The following is a 20,592-nucleotide window of genomic DNA, read 5'->3' as shown; positions in this document are numbered from 1 at the left end:
GTCCTTTCATTTCATTCACTGAGGTTATTTATGACAACACCTTCGTTATCGGTTGCCAGTGAGTTGGGGCGCGTACTGGTTGAAAAACAGTTGCAACTGGCAACGGCGGAGTCCTGTACTGGCGGGCTCATTGCGTCGGCGTTATGCGCCGCTGACGATACCCCGTCGTTTTACGGTAGCGGGTTTATTACTTACACGGATGGCGCCAAAATCACCATGCTGGGCGTCAGACGCGAGACGATCCAGACGTTTACCGCCGTAAGCGAACAGACAGTCAAAGAGATGGCGGCGGGCGCAAAACAGCGCTCAGAGGCGGACGTCAGCCTGGCCGTGAGTGGTTATGCCGGGCCGGACGGCGGAGAGGACGGAACGCCAGCGGGCACGGTGTGGTTTGCCTGGCAACTGGCTGATGATGAGATCCATACCAGCGTAAAGCGGTTTGATGGCGACAGTGAATCGGTGCTCGCGCAGGCGACCAGTTATGCTATGGCGGCGCTGATACTGCTGCTGGCAGAGTATGTTTAGCATGCAGCGAAAAAAAACCACGCCGGGGCGTGGTTTTACATCACTTAGCGTTCACGCCGGGCCATCAACAGCGCCAGATCCACCAGCCTGTTTGAAAATCCCCATTCGTTGTCATACCAGGCGAGGATTTTGACCATATTGCCGCCAATCACCAGTGTCGACAGACCATCAATGATGGAGGAACGCGGGTCGCCCTGGTAATCGCTGGAGACTAGCGGTTCGTCGCTGTAGCCCAGTATCCCTTTCAGCGGTCCGGACGCGGCAGCGTTGCGGAAAGCGTTGTTCACTTCTTCTGCCGTCACATCACGCTCCAGCGTTACGGTAAGGTCGACGATCGATACCACCGGCACCGGCACGCGCAACGAGTAACCCGTCATTTTGCCATCCAGCTCAGGGATCACTTTCCCCAGCGCTTTCGCGGCACCGCTGGAGTAGGGCACAATCGACAGCGCAGCGGCGCGTGCGCCACGTAAATCTTTTTCCGGCTGGTCGTGCAGCGCCTGGCTGTTGGTATACGCGTGGGTGGTATTCATCAGACCGTGTTTAATACCGAAATTCTGATGGAGAACTTGTGCGGCAGGCGCCAGACCGTTGGTTGTACAACTGCCGTTGCTGAGGACATAGTGTTTATGCGGATCGTACAACCCGTCATTGACGCCCATCACAATGGTCAAATCGTCGTTTTTGCCCGGTGCGGAGATGATGACGCGTTTAGCACCACCATGCTCAATATGCACGGCGGCTTTAGCGCGATCAGTGAAAAAACCGGTCGCTTCGATAACGATATCCACACCGGCATCCCGCCATGGAATATTTGCCGGGTCGCGTTCGCTGAACACGGTGATCGGCTGACCGCCTACGCGCAAGTGCCCTTCAGCGGCGGAAACGTCTTCCTTCAGCGTACCGAGCAGGGAGTCGTATTTCAGCAAATGAGCCAGCGTTTTGCTGTCTGTCAGATCATTAATCGCGACGATTTGCAGATTGTCATTACCCAACGCCGCGCGCAGTACGTTACGTCCGATCCTGCCGAAACCATTAATACCGACCTTAACCATGATCAACTCCTTAATTGTTGTCTCTGGTGTTACTGTAGGTGGCGGCTGTTTTGGCGTAAATGACAAAAAAGGATCACTTTACGCCATTTTGCGGATATGAAAGCGCTGGCGGTATTCGCCTGGCGTCAGGTTGAGCTGCTTTTCGAAGAGACGACGCAGGTTGATGCTGCTGCCAAAACCGGTCTGTTCGGCGATACGGTCCAGCGTGTCGGTGGTTTGCTCAAGCTGTTGTCGTGCGGCGGCAAGACGTGCTTCGGCGACATAACGCGCCGGTGAGACACCGGTTTCGCGGGTAAAAACGCGGGTGAAATTGCGCGGGCTCATGGCGACTTTTTCCGCCAGTTTCTCCACGCAAAGGTCAGCGGTAATGTTTTCGAGGATCCACGCCAGCAACGCATTTATTGGCCCGGAACCGCTGGTCTGCGTAAGGTTGAAACGGCTGAACTGCAGTTGCCCGCCAGGGCGGCGCAGGTACATCACAAAATCCTGCGCGATGTCGCGGGCAAGGCTGAAACCATAATCCTCTTCCACCAGCGCCAGCGTCAGGTCAAAACCGGAGCTGACCCCGCCGGAAGTCCAGATATTGCCGTCCTGAATGTACAGCGGCCCGCCTTCAACATTCACTTCAGGAAAGGCTGTTTGCAGAGTGTCCAACAGTCGCCAGTGGGTGGTGGCGCGCCTGCCATTCAGCAGACCGGTTTCCGCCAGCAATAACGCGCCGCCGCAGACTGACGCGATGCGACGGGCATGGGGCGCGGCGAGGCGCAGCCAGTCGACAACCGCTGTGCCTTCCAGTTCATTCTGGCCTCTGCCGGTGATGATAATAGTGTCGAGCGCTTCCCGCGGATCGAGATCATGGAGACGGTGATCCGCAAGCAGGTTTAATCCGGACTGACCATGGATCACCTGGTGCGACTGCGTGGTGGCGACACTCACCTGATAGCGCGGACGCGTTAACCCTTCCGTTTGCAGCTGATTAGCCTGCATCAGAATGTCGGCGATCCCGGCGGATTCGAACAGCATCCCGCCATCGGGGACGATAATAAGGATTTTCTTCATGTCCTGAAAAGTAAACCTTTGACAGAATAAGTCAACCAGAAACGTTATCTGCGTCAGCCATGCCCATATTCTTAACTTTTTTGTGAAATAATCTTTTCGCCGGACAAAAGGTATCTTAAATATTTCCTTTTTTCTGAATTACAACTGTATTCAGAAGTTAATGCTGATCTGTTTTGGCGTTAAATTACGTGAATATCATCATTTAAGGTATTTTATTCTGTATAATTCTTATATTCGAAGTATTAATCCAGTCAAGTGATTAAGGTCATTTCATTTGTCTCAACTGCTTAAAAATGGAGAATTAATTCCTAATCGACGGCTTACTTTATTGTGAAAAATATGAGTATGAAATATTTTAAATTAAGTACCACAGCATTGTTAATGAGTAGCATTCTGGTTGCAGGTAATGCTAATGCAATTGCAGACTTTCATGATGATGATGGTGTTATTACCGGGAATGGTGTTATAGACGCTGGTGGTGTTTATAAAGTTATCGGTACAGCGGGTGAAGATAATACGATTTCTGTTGCGAATAATGGCAGTGTCACCGTAAATCATAATGGTGGCTCGCCGATGATCTCGGGCTGGGGTGAGTTTGATGAGGGTGATTTTCTGCTCACCAGCGGCTCCGTTGTGGTCGCCAATAGCGGCAAGATTGACCTGGGCTCTGGCTCTACTGTGAATACGGTTTATGGTGACCTGATCGAAGGTACTTTCCCTTCGCGACCGGACCTGGCGCTGGATCAGGATTATGAATTTGTCTTTGGTGTGGGCATCATTAAGGTTGGTGGAAGTAGTGATGCTTACCTTGCGAAAGCGGGGAATATTACCGCAGATGACCTGACGGTGAATATTAGCCACCAGCGTGCTGATAAATTTGTCGTCGGTATTCATGGCGAAAAAGCGACGGCGACGATGGATTTTACCGGTTTAACCACGGTTAATTCCACCGCGCTCGGCGAAAAAGGCAAAGCGTTTGGTATTTATGCAAAAGACGGTACGCAGGTTACTGCTGAAGATTTAAAGCTGACCACCAAAGGTCGGGAATATTCAGTGGGAATGTCTTCAGATTCCTCGCAGGATAATGCCCGTTCTCTCATCGTTTATAATAATGCCGTGGTTAACTCGACTGCTGATGAGTATGCCGATGGTATTAACACTAGCGGTGGTCACATTGAAGCGCTGGGCGATACGCAGGTAACTGTCACCGTCAATCAGACGGGTGGGGTGACGTCCGGGATCTGGGTCTCCGATGGACAGGCCGGTATCGATTTAGATTCACACTTCACGGCGAAAGGTAAAACGTCGCTGGCATTAAACGCCGGCGCTGATGGTACGGTCCTCCATGGGGCTGAGTCGATTGGTTCATCGGAATTAACCACCAACGATCTGGCCATTGTGATGGACAGTCAGGGACACCAGCAAACTGAAGGTGTGGGCTTGCTGGCCACAAAAGATGACGCTCAGACCGCAGGTCGTGTTGTGATCAATGGCAAACTGAACATTGATGCCGTGGATACCACTCACAATGGCACCTGGCACTACATCCAGGCGGATAAAGGTGGCGACATTGCGCTGAAGGGTGAAATTCAACTGGGCACCAACAACAACGACCCGGATGCCACTGCGATCCTGGCGGAAAACGCAGATTCACGCGTCACGACGACGGGGCAGAAAATGCAGGTTGTCGGTACCATTGAAGCGAAAGATTCCGCGCTGATTGATTTGAATGCTAACAACAGCTCCCGTTTTATCGGCGGCTTTCTGACCAGCACCGATGCCATAAACAATCTGGCGCTGGCGGAGGGCTCTGTCTGGGACATGACGAAAGATTCTCAACTGACCAACCTGACGTTGAATGACTCAACGCTGAATTTCATGCATACCGCGGCGCAGAGCCGGAAAATGACGCGTGATGCGGCAACGTTCAGGACGCTTACGGTGGACAATGATTACACGGGTAACAACGGTAATCTGGTGATGAACACGCAGCTTGGTGATGACAACTCCGCAACTGACCGCCTGATCGTTAACGGCAACACCAGCGGAACGACCAACGTGACGGTGCTGAACGCAGGTGGCGCGGGAGGGCTCACCACTGATGGTATCGAACTGATCACCGTTAACGGCAATTCCGCAGGTGAATTCAAACAGCGCGGGCGTATCGTTGCCGGTGCCTATGACTACACCCTGCAGCGTGGCGCAGGTCAGGACGCGGCGAACTGGTACCTGAGCAGCGCGCTGTCTCCGGAAGATCCTGTTGACCCGGTAGATCCGGTTGACCCTGTTGACCCGCTTGATCCACAGGACCCGGCTGACCCTGTCGTACCACAAAAACCGGTGACGCCGCAGAAACCGACTCAGCCGAAAGAGCACGCCGTGCGTCCGGAAGCCGGTCTGTATGCGATGAACCTGCAGGCAGCCAACAACCTGTTTACCACCCGTCTGCATGACCGTCTGGGTGAAACGCATTACGTTGACGCGCTGACCGGCGAAACCGCCGTCACCAGCATGTGGCTGCGTAACGTTGGCGGGCATACCCGTCAGAAAGACAGCAGCGGTCAGCTGAACATGCAGAGCAACCGCTATGTGATGCAGCTGGGCGGCGATATCGCGCAGTGGAGTTCGGACAATGCTGACCGTTATCACCTCGGTGTGATGGCCGGTTATGCCAACCAGAAGAGCCGCGCGGTCAACCACCGTAACGGCAACCGTGCTGACGGCAGCATCAGCGGTTACAGCGTCGGTGTCTACGGCACCTGGCTGCAGGATAACGACACGCTGGAAGGCGCATACGTTGACAGCTGGGCGCAGTACAACTGGTTCGACAATACCGTTTCCGGTCATGGTGTTGAGTCTGAAGCGTATGATTCTGATGGCTTCACCGCCTCTGTTGAATCGGGCTACACCTGGAAACTGGCCGATATCAGCGAACGCAATTCGCTGTACATCCAGCCGAAAGCCCAGGTCACCTGGATGGGTGTGAAAGCGGATCCGCACAAAGAAGCCAACGGCACCCGCGTGGAAGGCAACGGCGACGGCAACATTCAGACCCGCGTCGGCGTGCGTCTGTACGGTCACGGCCACAACCAACTGGATGACGGTAAAGGCCGCACCTTCCAGCCGTTCGTGGAAGCCAACTGGATCCACAACAGCAAAGACTTTGGTGTGTCGCTGAACGGCGAGCAGGTAGCGCTGGCAGGTGCCCGCAATATCGGTGAACTGAAGGCCGGTGTTGAAGGTCAGTTGACGAAGAACGTCGCCCTGTGGGGTAACGTCGGTCAGCAGATCGGTGACAAAGGCTACAGTGATACCTCGGCGATGATCGGTATTAAAGCGTCGTTCTGATAAAACTGACGGATATCAAGCGGCTTCGGCCGCTTTTTTTATGGGTTGTATTTACCCCTGGTATTTGCAGTGTTGATCTTTGTCGCATTCAGGCTTACATTATTGATATGTTATAACGTAACAAATAAAGGTAAGCCATGAAACCCGATATCCATCCGCATTATCGTACCGTTGTCTTTCACGACACCAGCGTGGACGAATACTTCAAAGTAGGATCGACCATTAAAACTGAACGGGAAATTGAACTGGAGGGCGTGAAATACCCTTATGTTACCCTTGACGTTTCGGCTAAATCTCACCCGTATTACACCGGGAAACAGAAGTCCTTCGCAACGGAAGGCAGCGCCGCGCGGTTTAAAGCGCGCTTTAACGGTTTCCTGAATGCGAAACGGGGCTGAAGATGCAGGTACTGAATTCTCTTAAGAGCGCGAAACAGCGCCACCCGGACTGCCAGATCGTCAAACGGAAAGGGCGTTTGTACGTCATCTGTAAGAGCAACCCCCGCTTTAAGGCCGTGCAAGGGCGCAAGAAAAGACGTTAACCGGCCTGCTGTCGCCAGCTTTCCAGGGAACGCTATTGCTTGCCGTCGGGGTTGACGGCAAGCGTAGTGGTTAGACGTTAAACAGGAAGTTCATCACATCGCCATCTTTGACGATATAGTCTTTACCTTCTGCACGCATCTTACCGGCTTCTTTCGCGCCTTGTTCACCCTTATAGGTCACGAAATCTTCGTAGGAGATGGTCTGCGCGCGGATAAAGCCTTTTTCGAAGTCGGTGTGGATTTTACCGGCCGCCTGCGGTGCCGTGGCGCCAACCGGGATGGTCCAGGCGCGGACTTCTTTTACGCCTGCGGTGAAGTAAGTTTGCAGATTCAACAGGGCATAACCGGCGCGGATCACGCGGTTCAGGCCCGGCTCTTCAAGACCCAGCTCCGCCATAAATTCGTCACGCTCTTCGTCGTCGAGTTCAGCGATGTCTGATTCAACGGCCGCACAAACCGGCACCACGACAGAACCTTCTTTCTCAGCGATTTCGCGCACTTTGTCCAGATACGGGTTGTTTTCGAAACCATCTTCGTTGACGTTCGCGATGTACATGGTCGGCTTCAGCGTCAGGAAGCTCAGGTAGCGAATAGTTTCTTTCTCTTCTTTGCTCAGATCCAGCGCACGCAGCATTCCGGCATTTTCCAGCTGCGGCAGACATTTTTCCAGCACGGTCAGCTCGGCTTTGGCGTCTTTATCGCCGCCTTTGGCTTTTTTGGAGATGCGGTGAATCGCGCGTTCACAGGCTTCGAGATCGGAGAGCGCCAGTTCGGTGTTGATGATGTCGATATCTTCTGCGGGATCCACTTTACCGGAAACGTGGATGATGTTGTCGTTCTCAAAGCAACGCACCACGTGACCGATCGCTTCGGTTTCACGGATGTTGGTCAGGAACTGGTTGCCCAGACCTTCACCTTTGGAAGCGCCTTTCACCAGACCGGCGATGTCGACGAATTCCATGGTGGTCGGCAGGATGCGCTGGGGTTTGACGATTTCAGCCAGCTTGTCCAGACGCGGATCGGGCATCGGCACGACACCGGTGTTCGGCTCAATAGTACAGAAGGGGAAGTTTGCCGCTTCAATACCTGCTTTTGTGAGCGCATTGAACAGGGTGGATTTGCCCACGTTTGGCAAACCGACGATACCGCATTTGAATCCCATGTTTAAATCACCTTAATCTTTGGGTAATCAACCTGTTACAACTAACAGATTGCAGAAAAATAAATAACTTCGCGTATTATACACGGCAGCCGGGCAAATTGCCGCCCCTGAGACACTTATTGCGCCTTAAAGGCATGCAATCGGTTGGTGGCTTTAGTCAGGCCTTCTTTCAGCCAGATCTCGGTGCAACGAGCCGCTTCGTCAACCGCATCATCAATCAGCTTCTGCTCTGCCACCTGAGGTTTACCCAGTACAAAACCGACAACTTTATTTTTATCGCCCGGATGGCCGATTCCGACGCGTAAGCGATAAAAGTTCGGGTTATTGCCGAGCTTGCTGATGATGTCTTTCAGGCCATTATGACCGCCGTGACCGCCGCCAAGTTTAAATTTTGCCACGCCGGGAGGCAGATCCAGTTCATCATGCGCCACCAGGATTTCGTCCGGGTTGATGCGATAAAACGTCGCCAGTGCGGCAACGGCTTTGCCGCTCAGATTCATAAACGTGGTCGGTACCAGCAGACGCACATCTTCACCGGCAAGGTTGATGCGTGAGGTGTAGCCAAAGAATTTCGGCTCTTCACGCAGCGGGGCACGACAGCGCTCCGCCAGCAAGTCTACATACCAGGCGCCTGCGTTATGGCGCGTTGCCGCGTATTCGGCACCGGGGTTTGCCAGGCCGACAATCAGCTTAATGGTCACGTCTCTTTTCCTGAATGGGTCGAAATCTGGCGCGTAGTTTACTGGTTGTGGCGCCGGTTGACAAAACGAAGCGCAAAATGAAGAGATAATTGCGCGACTGAACCATTAGAATTTCAATTAGTTCAGCAAGTTAATTGTAAAGATTTGTTGACTATATCTTCGTTATTGTGATCCTTAACGCAATCCCTGTTTCGCAGGTTGCCTATACTTTAGACACAAGGATAAGAGGGACTTTCCCTCTCAGCCCAAAGTTCCGGAGGTGACATATGAAACGCAAAAACGCTTCGCTGCTCGGTAACGTGCTCATGGGTCTGGGGTTAGTGGTCATGGTAGTGGGAGTAGGGTACTCCATTTTAAACCAGCTTCCGCAACTTAATTTGCCACAGTTTTTTGCCCATGGTGCCGTGCTGAGCATCTTCCTCGGCGCAATTCTCTGGCTGGCGGGCGCACGTGTCGGCGGGCATGAAAGGGTCACCGACAAATACTGGTGGGTACGGCACTACGATAAACGCTGCCGTCGCGATCAGCACCCACACAGCTAACGAATTGAACAACGGCTCCCGAGGGAGCCGTTGTGTTTATACGATATCCGCGAGCGCCGCGTCCCGGTTCGGGTAGAAACTCAGGCGACCAGGAATCGGTTGGATCCCCGCGCGCGCCATGGTGCGCAGTGGCTGGAATTCCACGTTAGAAACCCTCAACTCACACCCTTCAGGCAGTTTATCGACAAAACGCTGGAAAGCGTTCAGACCACCGGCATCCAGTACCGGTACCGCATCCCACTTCAGTACCACAATGCGTTTGCCAGCAATCCGCGATTCCAGATCGTTAAATAACCCTTCCGCCGCCGCAAAGAACAGCGGGCCAATCACGCGCAGCACCAGCACATCGTCCGGCACGGTGACGTTGACCGGTGCCAGGCGTGTCATACGGGCAATACGGCGCATGAACAGCAGTGAGGCGAGCACGATACCAACGCTAATCGCGATGACCATATCAAACAGTACCGTCAGCGACATACAGATCAGCATGACGATGATGTCGTCTTTGGGCGCCCGACGCAGCAGGTTGACGACCTTGTGCGCCTCGCTCATGTTCCATGCCACCATCAGCAGCAGCGCGGCCATCGCGGAAAGCGGCAACCAGGAGAGCAGCGGGGCGAGCGCCAGCAGCGCGAGAATAACCAGCACTGCATGGATGACGGCGGCAATCGGAGACGTCGCACCAGCACGCACGTTCGCGGCAGAACGGGCAATCGCCGCGGTAGCGGTGATCCCGCCAAAGAACGGCGCGACAATGTTACCCATCCCCTGACCGATAAGTTCGCTGTTGGCCTTGTGTTTGGTGCCGGTCATGCCATCAAGCACCACGGCGCACAGCAGCGATTCGATGGCGCCCAGCATCGCCATCGAGAAGGCAGCGGGCAGCAACGCCTGTAATGAGTTCCAGCTCAGCGTAAATTCAGAACCGGGTAAATTCCACGGCAACACCAGTTGCGGCAGCAGTTGCGGGATACCGTTGCCCTGCGAGCCATCGGCGAGAACGTAGTGGAACTGGGAGCCGATGGTCGCCACCTGGCCGCCCAGCATATTGACCAGCGCCATCACCGCACAGCCTGCCAGCAGCGCCGGAAGATGTCCCGGCAGACGAATACCCAGTCGCGGCCAGAAAATGAGCGTACCGAGCGTGACAACGCCAATTGCCGCATCACCTACATTGATACTCGGCAGCGCCATCACCAGCGCACCGAGTTTTTGTAAATAGTGTTCCGGCATCTGCGAGATCTGCAAACCGAGAAAATCTTTGATTTGCATGGTCCCGATGGTGATACCAATCCCCGCCGTAAAGCCCAGTGTTACCGACAGCGGAATGTATTCGATCAACCGGCCGAAACGGGCGAGGCCAAAGAGAATGAGAAACACCCCTGACATCAGCGTCGCCACCAGCAGGCCAGCGAGGCCAAACTGCTGAGAAACCGGATAGAGGATCACCACAAACGCCGCCGTCGGCCCGGAGACGCTGAAGCGGGAACCGCCCGCAAGGGCGATGACAATCCCGGCCACTGCAGAGGTATACAGACCGTATTGCGGTGCCACGCCGCTACCAATCGCCAGCGCCATTGCCAGCGGGATCGCGATGATCCCGACAGTGACCCCGGCGATCAGATCGCGTGTAAAGCGCGGCAGGGTATATTTCTCTTTCCAGCACGCATCGATGAGGGCCTGGAAAGGCATTACATGTGAATTCAGTTTGTTCACTATTTGTTTCATCCGTGAGCGCATCATCTGTCATGTCAATGGCAGGTGAAGGAGGCAATAACAGTTAGTTAATAAGTCATACAAATGTTCAACACGGACAAAAAAACCCGCCGCAGCGGGTTTTATCAGGCCGGGTTCGATTAATGCTCGAACATGGCAGAAATCGATTCTTCGTTGCTGATACGACGAATCGCTTCGGCCAGCATGCCGGACAGCGTCAGGGTACGCACGTTCGGCAGGGCTTTGATTTCATCCGTTAGCGGGATGGTATCACAAACCACCACTTCGTCGATGACCGAGTTACGCAGGTTATTTACCGCATTGCCAGAGAAGATGGGGTGTGTAGCGTAGGCGAACACGCGTTTTGCACCTCGCTCTTTCAGAGCTTCCGCCGCTTTACACAGCGTACCGCCGGTGTCGATCATATCGTCAACCAGCACGCAGTCGCGACCGGCAACGTCACCGATGATATGCATCACCTGAGAAACGTTAGCGCGCGGACGGCGTTTGTCGATGATCGCCATGTCGGTATCGTTCAGCAGCTTCGCGATAGCACGCGCACGAACCACACCGCCGATATCCGGGGAAACCACAATCGGGTTATCCAGATTCAGTTGCAGCATGTCTTCGAGCAGGATCGGGCTACCAAATACGTTATCAACCGGGACATCAAAGAAGCCCTGGATCTGTTCAGCATGCAGGTCAACGGTCAGTACGCGGTCAACGCCAACGCTTGACAGGAAGTCAGCGACAACTTTCGCGGTGATCGGCACACGCGCGGAACGCACGCGGCGATCCTGACGAGCATAACCAAAGTAAGGGATTACGGCGGTGATACGGCCTGCGGAAGCACGACGCAGGGCATCGACCATAACAACCAGTTCCATCAGGTTGTCGTTGGTAGGAGCACAAGTGGACTGGATGATGAAAATATCACCACCGCGTACGTTTTCGTTAATTTGTACGCTGACTTCGCCGTCGCTAAAACGACCTACAGCGGCGTCGCCAAGAGAAGTGTACAGGCGGTTGGCAATACGTTGTGCTAGTTCCGGGGTAGCGTTACCAGCAAAAAGCTTCATATCAGGCACGAGAAGAACCTCAGGCATGCGTCCAGTGGTGGATAAAAGGGGCCAAAAAACGGTGCGGGCCGGGCGCCATTTCATCCAGGCGGTGTATTTAAAGAGCGCGATGCAACGTCTGGAACAAGAGTGACGTTGTCACCGTGACTCAGTTTGCTCCAAAATGGCGTATTGTAGCGGAGAGGTGTTCATCCCTCGCGCCACAAAGCCGTGCAGCCATTCCGGGGCTTGCTCTAGCACCTGACGTGCGGCGGATTCGGTGTCAAATTCAGCAAAGACACAGGCTCCTGTGCCAGTCAGGCGCGACGGCGCGTATTCTAACAGCCAGGAAAGCGCCGCATCAACCTCGCGAAAACGTTTTCTTGCGATAACCTCGCAATCGTTGGCAAATTCACATTTTAATAACGTTTCTATTGACCGTACCGGAGTATTTCGCGGTAGCGCCGGATCGTTAAAAATCATCGGCGTAGGAATGCTTACGCCAGGGTGCGCGACAAGATACCATTTTTCAGGCACCTCCACCGGAGTGAGCAACTCGCCGACGCCTTCCGCGAAGGCCGCATGCCCGCGCACAAACACCGGGACATCTGCGCCGAGCGTCAGGCCAAGCGCCGCCAGCGCATCAACAGAAAGCCCGCAGCCCCAGAGGTGATTCAGGGCGACCAGTACCGTGGCTGCGTTGGACGACCCGCCGCCAAGTCCGCCGCCCATCGGCAGACGTTTGTCGATACTGATGTCTGCGCCGCTACCCGCGGGCGCCGCATCAATCAGCAGACGTGCCGCGCGAATAATCAGATTCTCCGCTTCCGGCACCCCGTCAACAGGCGTCAGCAGCCGAAGCTGGCCGTCCTGACGCGGTTCGATGGTGAGGGTGTCGCCGTAATCAAGAAACTGAAACAGCGTCTGCAGGTTATGGTAACCATCCGGGCGTTGACCGGTGATGTACAAAAACAGGTTCAGTTTTGCGGGGGAAGGCCAGCGGCTCATCATTTGACGATCCAGTTATCCATTTTCAGCTTGATGCGCTGGCTGCCGTCAGTCAGTTCCATATTGGAAGGCAGCGCGGGCTGTGTTTTGCTGTCGTAGCTGCTGTAGGTCACCTTCCAGTTTTTGCCGTTCTGACGATAGTTGAGCGTGCTCAGACGGTACTGCTCATCCAGCGTGTAGTCGGTGGCGTCGCCGGGCAGGCCGAGGATCCACTGGCGCAAGCTATTGAGCGGAATCGGCATTCCGGTCAGTTTCGCAATCATCTCTTCGGCGTTGGTGTCGGTGTAATGCTGACCTTTATTATCCACTAACTCCACGCTGCCGGGCTGTGCGTTCAGCTCAAGTTCGGTGCTGCCGAGCGGGTTGGTCAGCAACAGGCGATAACGTTCCTGGCCGGTCTGCTGCCAGAAAAAACGGGCATACACTTTTTGTTCGTCGGAAAGATAAGCAAACGCGCCGCGCGTCTGGTACTGGTTAAGCTGGCGGACTTGCTGTTCATGCTGACGCCACTGCGGCGAGTCAGGGCTTTTGCCTGGGCCTTTCGGCGCATTGATGGTGCAGGCGGTGAGAACCAGAGCTGCCAGCGGCAGCAGGCGAATCAGTCGGGGCGTGCGCATCATTGTGACAAATCCTTGAGGTGCGTTGCATAACGTTGTTAACCCTTTATGCTAGCGTTGTGTATGAATAGCGTCTACGTTCATGTTGTCTTAATTCATAAAATTAGCGACCCGGGCCGGTACGCCAAAAGGGGCAGTCTCTTTTATTGGAACCGTGCATCCTGTATGATGCATACAGACTAACCTTATCAACGCTGGTACTACTCCCGCTCATATGACCCTGTTAGCTCTCGGCATCAACCACAAAACAGCTCCGGTCGCGTTGCGAGAACGTGTTTCGTTTTCGCCGGATACGCTCGACCAGGCGCTGGAGAGCCTGCTGGCACAACCGATGGTGCAGGGCGGCGTTGTGCTCTCGACCTGTAACCGCACTGAGCTTTATCTCAGCGTGGAAGAGCAGGGAGATTTGCAGGAAGCGTTGATCCGCTGGCTGTGTGATTACCACAACCTCAATGAAACCGATCTGCGTACCAGCCTCTACTGGCATCAGGATAACGATGCCGTTCGCCATCTCATGCGCGTGGCCAGCGGCCTGGATTCACTGGTGCTTGGCGAGCCGCAAATCCTCGGCCAGGTAAAGAAGGCGTTCGCGGATTCCAGTCGCGGGCATCTGAATGCCAGCGACCTGGAGCGCATGTTCCAGAAATCGTTCTCCGTCGCCAAACGCGTTCGCACGGAAACGGATATCGGCGCCAGCGCGGTATCGGTGGCGTTTGCGGCCTGTACGCTGGCACGGCAAATCTTCGAATCGCTTTCCACCGTGACCGTACTGCTGGTCGGTGCCGGGGAAACCATCGAACTGGTGGCGCGACATCTGCGCGAACACCGGGTGCAGAAGATGATCATCGCCAACCGGACGCGGGAACGCGCACAGGTGCTGGCAGATGAAGTCGGCGCCGAAGTGATAGCGCTGAGCGACGTCGATGAGCGTCTGAAAGATGCCGATATTATTATCAGTTCCACCGCCAGCCCGCTGCCGATCATCGGTAAAGGGATGGTTGAACGCGCTCTGAAAGCGCGCCGCAATCAGCCCATGCTGCTGGTGGATATCGCCGTCCCGCGTGACGTAGAGCCTGAAGTCGGCAAGCTTGCCAACGCCTATCTCTACAGCGTGGATGATTTACAGAATATTATTCAGCATAACCTGGCACAACGACAGGCTGCCGCCGTGCAGGCAGAAAGCATTGTTGCGCAGGAAACCAGCGAGTTTATGGCCTGGCTGCGCGCGCAAAGCGCCAGTGAGACCATCCGTGATTTCCGCAGCCAGGCCGATCAGGTTCGTGATGAGCTGACCGCGAAAGCGCTGAGTGCGCTGGAGCAGGGCGGCGATCCGCAAGCCATCATTCAGGATCTGTCGAGAAAACTGACCAACCGCTTGATTCACACCCCGACCAAATCTCTTCAGCAGGCCGCCCGCGACGGCGATGACGAACGCCTGCATATTCTGCGCAACAGCCTCGGGCTGGAATAGCGCACCTCACTTTAAATTTGATGACAAGGTGCATTTACGCCTATGAAGCCTTCTATCGTTGCTAAACTGGAAGCTCTGCATGAGCGCCATGAAGAAGTTCAGGCGCTGCTGGGCGATGCGGATACCATCGCCGACCAGGAGCGGTTCCGGGCGCTGTCGCGTGAGTACGCGCAGCTTAGCGATGTTTCACGTTGTTTTACCGACTGGCGTCAGGTTCAGGATGACATTGACGCGGCGCAGATGATGCTCGACGACCCGGAAATGCGCGAAATGGCACAGGACGAGTTGCGCGACGCGAAAGAGAAAAGCGAAGCGCTGGAGCAACAGTTGCAGGTGCTGCTGTTGCCGAAAGATCCTGATGATGAACGTAATGCGTATCTCGAAGTGCGCGCCGGTACTGGCGGTGATGAAGCCGCGCTGTTTGCCGGTGATTTGTTCCGTATGTATTCACGCTACGCCGAATCTCGGCGCTGGCGGGTGGAAATCATGAGCGCCAGCGAGGGCGAACACGGCGGTTACAAAGAGGTGATCGCTAAAATTAGCGGCGACGGTGTCTATGGTCGTCTGAAATTCGAGTCCGGCGGCCATCGCGTGCAGCGCGTTCCGGCGACGGAATCGCAGGGGCGTATTCATACTTCAGCCTGTACGGTCGCGGTGATGCCGGAGCTGCCGGAAGCGGAAATGCCGGACATTAACCCGGCGGATCTGCGTATCGATACCTTCCGCTCCTCTGGCGCGGGCGGTCAGCACGTTAACACCACCGATTCAGCCATTCGTATCACGCACCTGCCGACCGGCATTGTGGTGGAATGTCAGGACGAACGTTCTCAGCATAAAAACAAAGCCAAAGCGCTGTCAGTGCTCGGTTCACGTATTCGCGCGGCAGAAGCCGCCAAACGCCATCAGGCCGAAGCCTCTGAGCGTCGTAATCTGCTCGGCAGCGGTGATCGCAGCGATCGCAACCGTACCTATAATTTCCCGCAAGGCCGCGTGACCGACCATCGCATCAACCTGACGTTATACCGTCTGGATGAAGTGATGGAAGGTAAACTGGACATGCTGATCGAGCCGATTGTGCAGGAATATCAGGCCGATCAGTTGGCGGCGCTTTCAGAGCAGGAATGATGACGTATCAACAGTGGCTGGCCCGGGCGATAGTGCGTCTGGCCGCCAGCGAAAGCCCACGCCGCGACGCAGAAATTCTCCTTGGTCATGTGACCGGCAAGGCACGAACCTTTATCCTGGCGTTTGATGAAACCACGCTTAGCGCGGAGCAGCTCGACGCGCTGGACGTGTTACTGGCCCGCCGCGAACGTGGTGAGCCGGTGGCGCATCTGACCGGGCAGCGCGAGTTCTGGTCACTGCCGCTCTTTGTCTCACCCGTCACACTGATCCCGCGCCCGGACACCGAATGCCTGGTCGAACAGGCACTGGCACGGCTTCCTGCGGCTGGTTGCCGCATCCTCGATTCAGGCACCGGGACCGGCGCGATTGCGCTGGCGCTGGCGAGCGAACGACCCGATTGCCAGGTGACGGCGGTGGATGTGATCCCGGAAGCCGTCGCACTGGCGCAACGCAATGCGGATAACCTCGGCATCACCAACGTCACGCTGTTGCAGAGTAACTGGTTTGATGCGCTGACCGATCAGCAATTTGCGATGATCGTCAGTAACCCGCCGTACATTGATGAGCAGGATCCTCATCTGGCGCAGGGCGACGTGCGTTTTGAGCCGAGAAGTGCGCTGGTGGCCGCCGATCACGGTCTGGCCGACCTGGCGCATATCATCCGCGAAGGGCGTAACTTTCTGCTGAGCGATGGCGTGATGCTGCTTGAGCATGGCTGGACGCAGGGCGCGGCGGTGCGGGCGTTGTTCACCGACGCCGGGTATGTGGCGGTTGAAACTTGCCGTGATTACGGCGGCAATGAACGTCTGACGCTGGGGAGAAAAGCGTGAATATTTTCACCATAGTGCTGGCCATTCATATTCTGACCGCGGGGCTGTCCGTCAGCCTGTTTGTGTTGCGTTACTGGTGGCGGTATCAGCGCAGCCCGCGGCTGGCGGCGCGTTGGGTGAAAGTATTGCCTCATGCCGTCGACACGCTACTGCTGCTCAGCGGCGCCGGGCTTATTGCTATAACGCACTATCTGCCCTTCACGGAAGACGGGGCATGGCTGACTGAAAAGCTGTTTGGCGTTATCATTTACATTGTTTTGGGTTTTGTCTCGCTGGGACGTCGGTTTCAGCGCAGCCAGCAGGTGGGTTTTATCACTTTCCTGTTGGGGCTGGTGGTGCTGTTCATCATCATTAAACTCGCCATCACTAAAGTACCGTTACTGGGGTAGGTCATGAGGTCATTAGCCGATTTTGAATTTAACAACGCGCCCTTATGCGATGGGATGATCCTCATTTCTGAACTGATCCGCGATGATTTTCACGCGCCGCATGTCAGCCGCGAGCTGGAGCAACTGCTCAGCCTTGCACAGGAAGAAATCAGCCCCGCCTGGACGCCAGACCGGCAGATGGAACGGTTGCTGGAACTGTTTTACGGCGACTGGGGATTCAGCGATTCCCGTGGCGTCTACCGGCTTTCCGATGCCTTATGGCTGGATCAGGTGCTGAAGAACCGCCAGGGCAGCGCGGTATCGCTGGGCGCGATTTTCCTGTGGGTCGCGCAGCGTCTGTCGCTACCTGTCGTGCCGGTGATTTTCCCGACGCAGCTTATTCTGCGTGCCGACACTGATCCCGACGAAATGTGGCTGATTAACCCGTTCAATGGCGACACGCTGGACGAACACACTCTGGAAGTGTGGCTGAAAGGCAACATTGGCCCGGTGGCGGAGCTGTACAACGAAGATCTTGATGAAGCGGATAACGCCGAGGTGATCCGCAAATTGCTCGACACCTTAAAATCCGCGCTGATGGAAGAGCAGCAGATGGAGCTGGCGTTGCGGGCCAGCGAAGTGCTGTTGCAGTTTAATCCTGAAGATCCGTATGAAATCCGCGACCGTGGTCTGATTTACGCCCAGCTGGAGTGTGAGCACGTCGCGCTGCTGGACTTAAGCTATTTTGTGGAACAGTGCCCGGAAGATCCGATTAGCGAGATGATCCGCGCACAAATCAACACGATTTCGCATAAACAAATTACATTGCATTAATCTGGAATGAATCCGGTTAAACCCTGATAAGGCGATCCTATGAAACAAAAAGTGGTAAGCATTGGTGATATCAACGTAGCAAATGACCTGCCGTTCGTGCTGTTTGGCGGTATGAACGTGCTGGAATCCCGCGATCTCGCTATGCGTATTTGCGAGCACTATGTGACCGTCACCCAGAAGCTGGGCATCCCGTACGTGTTTAAAGCCTCTTTTGATAAGGCTAACCGCTCCTCTATTCACTCATACCGCGGCCCTGGCCTCGAAGAAGGGATGAAGATCTTCCAGGAACTGAAACAGACCTTCGGCGTGAAAGTTATTACTGACGTTCATGAAGCGTCACAGGCGCAGCCGGTGGCGGACGTTGTCGATGTGATTCAGTTGCCGGCGTTTCTCGCTCGCCAGACTGATCTGGTTGAAGCGATGGCGAAAACCGGTGCCGTCATCAACGTGAAAAAACCGCAGTTCGTCAGCCCGGGGCAGATGGGCAATATCGTGGATAAATTCCGTGAAGGCGGTAACGAGCAGGTTATCCTCTGTGATCGCGGTGCTAACTTCGGTTACGACAACCTGGTGGTGGATATGCTGGGCTTCAGCGTGATGAAGAAAGTCTCTGGCAACGCGCCGGTGATTTTTGACGTTACTCATGCGCTGCAATGCCGTGATCCGTTTGGCGCTGCGTCGAGCGGCCGTCGTGCGCAGGTGACTGAACTGGCTCGCGCCGGGATGGCGACCGGTCTGGCCGGTTTGTTTATTGAAGCGCATCCGGACCCGGATCACGCGAAATGCGACGGCCCGTCCGCGCTGCCGCTCGCTAAGCTCGAACCGTTCCTGAAGCAGATCAAAGCGATTGACGATCTGGTGAAGAGTTTCGACGAGCTGGATACCAGCCACTAATAAAAAACCCCGCTTCGGCGGGGTTTTTAGCCTCTGCGTCCGTTACGCAAATATCGTCATCAGGTAGGCGATGAACAATGCCAGATGCGCCGCACCATTCAGCACATTCGTGCGGCCGGTGGAGAACGATATCTGACACAGCAGCAGCGACGCCACCATCACAATCATTTCCGGCGCGCCCAGCGCAAAGTGGAGGTCGTTGCCGGTCATAAAGGCGATGATCGTCACTACCGGCACCGTCAGCGAAATGGTCGCCAGTACGGAACCGAAGAAGAGATTCATTGCCCGCTGCACTTGATTATTCAGCACCGCTTTCAATGCTCCCAGCCCTTCCGGGGAGAGGATCAGCAGCGCCACCAGAAAACCGGTAAAGGCCACTGGCGCGTTCATGGAGGTCAGCAGCGCTTCCAGTGGACTTGCATTCATTTTGGTGACCGCAATAACCGCAATCAGATGGATAATCAGCCAGGCGGTATGCCACAGATTACCGTGGGCCGACGGCTTGCCATGATGTGGATCGTCGTCGTCGCTGTCATCTTCATGTTCATAGACAAACAGGCTCTGGTGCGTTTTGGTCTGAATCAGCAGAAAAACGCCATACATCGCGGCAGAAATCGCGGCGACCAGCAGGGACTGACCGATGCTGAAATCGCCGCCCGGCAGCGCCATCGGGAACACCAGCACAATAATCGCCAGCGGGAAAAGGGCAATCAGGTACTGTTTGATGCCAAACAGATTCATATACTGGGTGGCGAATTTACGTCCGCCGAGCAGCAATGAGAAGCCGACCAGGCCGCCAGTGACGATCATAATGATGGAATAGAGTGTGTCGCGCATCAGCGTTGGCGCGGCATCGCCGGTTGCCATTAATGCGGAAATCAGGCTGACTTCGAGAATAACGACAGAAAGGCTTAAAATTAGTGAACCATAAGGTTCGCCAAGGCGGTGTGCCAGAACGTCGGCGTGTCGCACAACGCTGAATGCGCTGCTTAAAATGCCGACCAGCGCCAGAAGGTTAATCCCGATGATCACTGGCAGTGACTGGCTGCTTCCGAGGAACAGCAGCACTGCCAGCGCCAGCACCGGGAAAATGAGCGACGTCTCCTTGTGGCGGGTCTTTACCGCCTCATGTGCATGGGTCATGAACCATCTCCATTAATGCAGGTGTTTTGCTAAATTGATCTAATTATAGATGACGTAAGCTGCTAAAATAACAGACTTTCTTTCAAATACGTTGCGATTTTACTCAAATTTACCCGTCAGCGTTTATTAAACTTACCGTACGGGATATTTTCTCATTCCGTTTAATTTAGGTTTAGATTACAGAGAATTATCTCAATCTTAAATTTAACAACCCTTCTCCCTGGAAATGAAAGGGAATTTGTCCCAGGCTTAATATTCCCTGACTTCATGTGGAGATGACCATGCCATATAAAAGTAAAAGCGATTTGCCAGACAGCGTAAAACATGTTCTGCCGTCTCATGCGCAGGATATTTATAAAGAAGCGTTCAATAGCGCCTGGGACCAGTACAAAGACAAGTCCGAGCGCCGGGACGACGCCAGCCGCGAGGAGACTGCGCACAAGGTGGCGTGGGCCGCGGTGAAGCATGACTATCAAAAAGGCGATGATGATAAGTGGCATAAAAAGAAATAAATATCACAAACGCTTATTTTAAGTTTTATTGCCTTGCCACCGTACCGTTAATTGTTTATCTTCACTACATGCTGGATAATAAT

The 20,592-nt window shown here is 54.7% G+C and carries 21 protein-coding genes; 12 read left to right on the top strand and 9 right to left on the bottom strand.

Translation table 11 applies throughout. From position 1 onward, the window contains the following. Nucleotides 1-30 precede the first annotated feature (30 nt). Entirely contained in the window at nucleotides 31-525 is a 495-nt protein-coding gene (locus QMG90_RS12455) for a 2-oxo-tetronate isomerase (RefSeq protein ID WP_283279941.1), read from the top strand. A gap of 44 nt (nucleotides 526-569) precedes the next feature. Here the strand turns inward: QMG90_RS12455 and gap are convergent, their stop codons facing one another. Next, on the bottom strand, nucleotides 570-1,580 hold the full coding sequence (gene gap, locus QMG90_RS12450; RefSeq protein ID WP_283279939.1) for a type I glyceraldehyde-3-phosphate dehydrogenase: 1,011 nt from the start codon (nucleotides 1,578-1,580) through the stop codon (nucleotides 570-572). A 78-nt stretch (nucleotides 1,581-1,658) separates the two neighbouring features. Beyond that, the gene (locus QMG90_RS12445; protein WP_283279938.1) at nucleotides 1,659-2,639 is read right to left on the bottom strand and encodes a GlxA family transcriptional regulator; all 981 of its coding nucleotides are present in this window, start codon (nucleotides 2,637-2,639) and stop codon (nucleotides 1,659-1,661) included. Nucleotides 2,640-3,020: 381 nt separating this feature from the next. Between QMG90_RS12445 and QMG90_RS12440 the strand changes: the two genes are divergently transcribed. From QMG90_RS12440 to ykgO, 3 genes are all read left to right on the top strand, one after another. Further along, nucleotides 3,021-5,987: an autotransporter outer membrane beta-barrel domain-containing protein gene (locus QMG90_RS12440; protein WP_283279937.1), complete on the top strand. Its 2,967-nt coding sequence runs from the start codon at nucleotides 3,021-3,023 to the stop codon at nucleotides 5,985-5,987. Nucleotides 5,988-6,124: 137 nt separating this feature from the next. Next, a complete protein-coding gene (locus QMG90_RS12435; RefSeq protein ID WP_283279936.1) occupies nucleotides 6,125-6,385 on the top strand; it encodes a type B 50S ribosomal protein L31 in 261 nt (86 codons plus the stop codon). Between the two features lie 2 nt (nucleotides 6,386-6,387). After that, nucleotides 6,388-6,528: a type B 50S ribosomal protein L36 gene (ykgO, locus tag QMG90_RS12430; protein WP_049847774.1), complete on the top strand. Its 141-nt coding sequence runs from the start codon at nucleotides 6,388-6,390 to the stop codon at nucleotides 6,526-6,528. Between the two features lie 70 nt (nucleotides 6,529-6,598). Here the strand turns inward: ykgO and ychF are convergent, their stop codons facing one another. Further along, the gene (gene ychF, locus QMG90_RS12425) at nucleotides 6,599-7,690 is read right to left on the bottom strand and encodes a redox-regulated ATPase YchF (protein WP_283279934.1); all 1,092 of its coding nucleotides are present in this window, start codon (nucleotides 7,688-7,690) and stop codon (nucleotides 6,599-6,601) included. A 116-nt stretch (nucleotides 7,691-7,806) separates the two neighbouring features. Beyond that, a complete protein-coding gene (pth, locus tag QMG90_RS12420) occupies nucleotides 7,807-8,391 on the bottom strand; it encodes an aminoacyl-tRNA hydrolase (RefSeq protein WP_283279933.1) in 585 nt (194 codons plus the stop codon). Between the two features lie 266 nt (nucleotides 8,392-8,657). Here pth and ychH point away from each other — a divergent pair, with 266 nt between their 5' ends. Then, nucleotides 8,658-8,933, top strand: a complete 276-nt coding sequence (ychH, locus tag QMG90_RS12415) for a stress-induced protein YchH (protein WP_038153779.1) — start codon at nucleotides 8,658-8,660, stop codon at nucleotides 8,931-8,933. A gap of 36 nt (nucleotides 8,934-8,969) precedes the next feature. Here the strand turns inward: ychH and dauA are convergent, their stop codons facing one another. The 4 genes from dauA to lolB all read right to left on the bottom strand — a co-directional run bounded on the left by dauA (nucleotide 8,970) and on the right by lolB (nucleotide 13,335). After that, nucleotides 8,970-10,625: a C4-dicarboxylic acid transporter DauA gene (gene dauA, locus QMG90_RS12410; RefSeq protein ID WP_283279931.1), complete on the bottom strand. Its 1,656-nt coding sequence runs from the start codon at nucleotides 10,623-10,625 to the stop codon at nucleotides 8,970-8,972. A gap of 164 nt (nucleotides 10,626-10,789) precedes the next feature. After that, complete coding sequence (gene prs, locus QMG90_RS12405) at nucleotides 10,790-11,737, bottom strand: ribose-phosphate diphosphokinase (RefSeq protein ID WP_058648973.1); 948 nt, start codon at nucleotides 11,735-11,737, stop codon at nucleotides 10,790-10,792. 129 nt (nucleotides 11,738-11,866) lie between these two features. Continuing rightward, nucleotides 11,867-12,718, bottom strand: coding sequence for a 4-(cytidine 5'-diphospho)-2-C-methyl-D-erythritol kinase (gene ispE, locus QMG90_RS12400; RefSeq protein WP_283279930.1), 852 nt, complete (start codon nucleotides 12,716-12,718; stop codon nucleotides 11,867-11,869). Next, complete coding sequence (gene lolB / locus QMG90_RS12395; protein WP_283279929.1) at nucleotides 12,715-13,335, bottom strand: lipoprotein insertase outer membrane protein LolB; 621 nt, start codon at nucleotides 13,333-13,335, stop codon at nucleotides 12,715-12,717. Before lolB ends, ispE begins: the two co-directional genes overlap by 4 nt. A gap of 211 nt (nucleotides 13,336-13,546) precedes the next feature. On the opposite strand from lolB, the gene hemA reads away from it, so the two are divergent. From hemA to kdsA, 6 genes are read left to right on the top strand one after another with little or no spacing between them, the layout of a single operon-like run. After that, nucleotides 13,547-14,803 (top strand): glutamyl-tRNA reductase, encoded by a 1,257-nt coding sequence (gene hemA / locus QMG90_RS12390; RefSeq protein ID WP_283279928.1) that lies wholly within the window; start codon nucleotides 13,547-13,549, stop codon nucleotides 14,801-14,803. 42 nt (nucleotides 14,804-14,845) lie between these two features. Further along, complete coding sequence (gene prfA, locus QMG90_RS12385) at nucleotides 14,846-15,928, top strand: peptide chain release factor 1 (RefSeq protein WP_283279927.1); 1,083 nt, start codon at nucleotides 14,846-14,848, stop codon at nucleotides 15,926-15,928. Then, nucleotides 15,928-16,758, top strand: coding sequence for a peptide chain release factor N(5)-glutamine methyltransferase (gene prmC, locus QMG90_RS12380; protein WP_283283953.1), 831 nt, complete (start codon nucleotides 15,928-15,930; stop codon nucleotides 16,756-16,758). Before prfA ends, prmC begins: the two co-directional genes overlap by 1 nt. After that, nucleotides 16,755-17,147, top strand: a complete 393-nt coding sequence (gene sirB2, locus QMG90_RS12375; RefSeq protein WP_283279926.1) for an invasion regulator SirB2 — start codon at nucleotides 16,755-16,757, stop codon at nucleotides 17,145-17,147. Before prmC ends, sirB2 begins: the two co-directional genes overlap by 4 nt. 3 nt (nucleotides 17,148-17,150) lie before the next feature. Beyond that, nucleotides 17,151-17,960, top strand: coding sequence for an invasion regulator SirB1 (sirB1, locus tag QMG90_RS12370; protein WP_283279925.1), 810 nt, complete (start codon nucleotides 17,151-17,153; stop codon nucleotides 17,958-17,960). Nucleotides 17,961-17,999: 39 nt separating this feature from the next. Further along, a complete protein-coding gene (gene kdsA, locus QMG90_RS12365; protein ID WP_283279924.1) occupies nucleotides 18,000-18,854 on the top strand; it encodes a 3-deoxy-8-phosphooctulonate synthase in 855 nt (284 codons plus the stop codon). Nucleotides 18,855-18,896: 42 nt separating this feature from the next. Here kdsA and chaA read toward each other — a convergent pair whose 3' ends face one another. Continuing rightward, nucleotides 18,897-19,997: a sodium-potassium/proton antiporter ChaA gene (gene chaA / locus QMG90_RS12360; protein WP_283279923.1), complete on the bottom strand. Its 1,101-nt coding sequence runs from the start codon at nucleotides 19,995-19,997 to the stop codon at nucleotides 18,897-18,899. Nucleotides 19,998-20,278: 281 nt separating this feature from the next. Between chaA and chaB the strand changes: the two genes are divergently transcribed. Then, nucleotides 20,279-20,509 (top strand): putative cation transport regulator ChaB, encoded by a 231-nt coding sequence (chaB, locus tag QMG90_RS12355; protein WP_283279922.1) that lies wholly within the window; start codon nucleotides 20,279-20,281, stop codon nucleotides 20,507-20,509. The last annotated feature ends 83 nt before the right edge of the window (nucleotides 20,510-20,592 follow it).

The sequence above is a fragment of the Trabulsiella odontotermitis genome, assembly GCF_030053895.1.
GTDB classification, from domain to species: domain Bacteria; phylum Pseudomonadota; class Gammaproteobacteria; order Enterobacterales; family Enterobacteriaceae; genus Trabulsiella; species Trabulsiella odontotermitis_C.
Note: the sequence above shows the minus strand (reverse complement) of the source record. Positions and strands in the feature narration are given on the sequence as shown.

Bases quoted from the DNA above. Each gene is read 5' to 3' on its own strand.
- kdsA (WP_283279924.1), top strand. From the start codon at position 18,000: ATGAAACAAAAAGTGGTAAGCATTGGTGATATCAACGTAGCAAATGAC.
- prmC (WP_283283953.1), top strand. From the start codon at position 15,928: ATGACGTATCAACAGTGGCTGGCCCGGGCGATAGTGCGTCTGGCCGCC.
- lolB (WP_283279929.1), bottom strand. From the start codon at position 13,335: ATGATGCGCACGCCCCGACTGATTCGCCTGCTGCCGCTGGCAGCTCTG.
- QMG90_RS12435 (WP_283279936.1), top strand. From the start codon at position 6,125: ATGAAACCCGATATCCATCCGCATTATCGTACCGTTGTCTTTCACGAC.
- ychF (WP_283279934.1), bottom strand. From the start codon at position 7,690: ATGGGATTCAAATGCGGTATCGTCGGTTTGCCAAACGTGGGCAAATCC.
- prfA (WP_283279927.1), top strand. From the start codon at position 14,846: ATGAAGCCTTCTATCGTTGCTAAACTGGAAGCTCTGCATGAGCGCCAT.
- sirB1 (WP_283279925.1), top strand. From the start codon at position 17,151: ATGAGGTCATTAGCCGATTTTGAATTTAACAACGCGCCCTTATGCGAT.
- ispE (WP_283279930.1), bottom strand. From the start codon at position 12,718: ATGATGAGCCGCTGGCCTTCCCCCGCAAAACTGAACCTGTTTTTGTAC.
- chaB (WP_283279922.1), top strand. From the start codon at position 20,279: ATGCCATATAAAAGTAAAAGCGATTTGCCAGACAGCGTAAAACATGTT.
- chaA (WP_283279923.1), bottom strand. From the start codon at position 19,997: ATGACCCATGCACATGAGGCGGTAAAGACCCGCCACAAGGAGACGTCG.
- QMG90_RS12455 (WP_283279941.1), top strand. From the start codon at position 31: ATGACAACACCTTCGTTATCGGTTGCCAGTGAGTTGGGGCGCGTACTG.
- ychH (WP_038153779.1), top strand. From the start codon at position 8,658: ATGAAACGCAAAAACGCTTCGCTGCTCGGTAACGTGCTCATGGGTCTG.
- dauA (WP_283279931.1), bottom strand. From the start codon at position 10,625: ATGCCTTTCCAGGCCCTCATCGATGCGTGCTGGAAAGAGAAATATACC.
- ykgO (WP_049847774.1), top strand. From the start codon at position 6,388: ATGCAGGTACTGAATTCTCTTAAGAGCGCGAAACAGCGCCACCCGGAC.
- QMG90_RS12445 (WP_283279938.1), bottom strand. From the start codon at position 2,639: ATGAAGAAAATCCTTATTATCGTCCCCGATGGCGGGATGCTGTTCGAA.
- gap (WP_283279939.1), bottom strand. From the start codon at position 1,580: ATGGTTAAGGTCGGTATTAATGGTTTCGGCAGGATCGGACGTAACGTA.
- hemA (WP_283279928.1), top strand. From the start codon at position 13,547: ATGACCCTGTTAGCTCTCGGCATCAACCACAAAACAGCTCCGGTCGCG.
- QMG90_RS12440 (WP_283279937.1), top strand. From the start codon at position 3,021: ATGAGTAGCATTCTGGTTGCAGGTAATGCTAATGCAATTGCAGACTTT.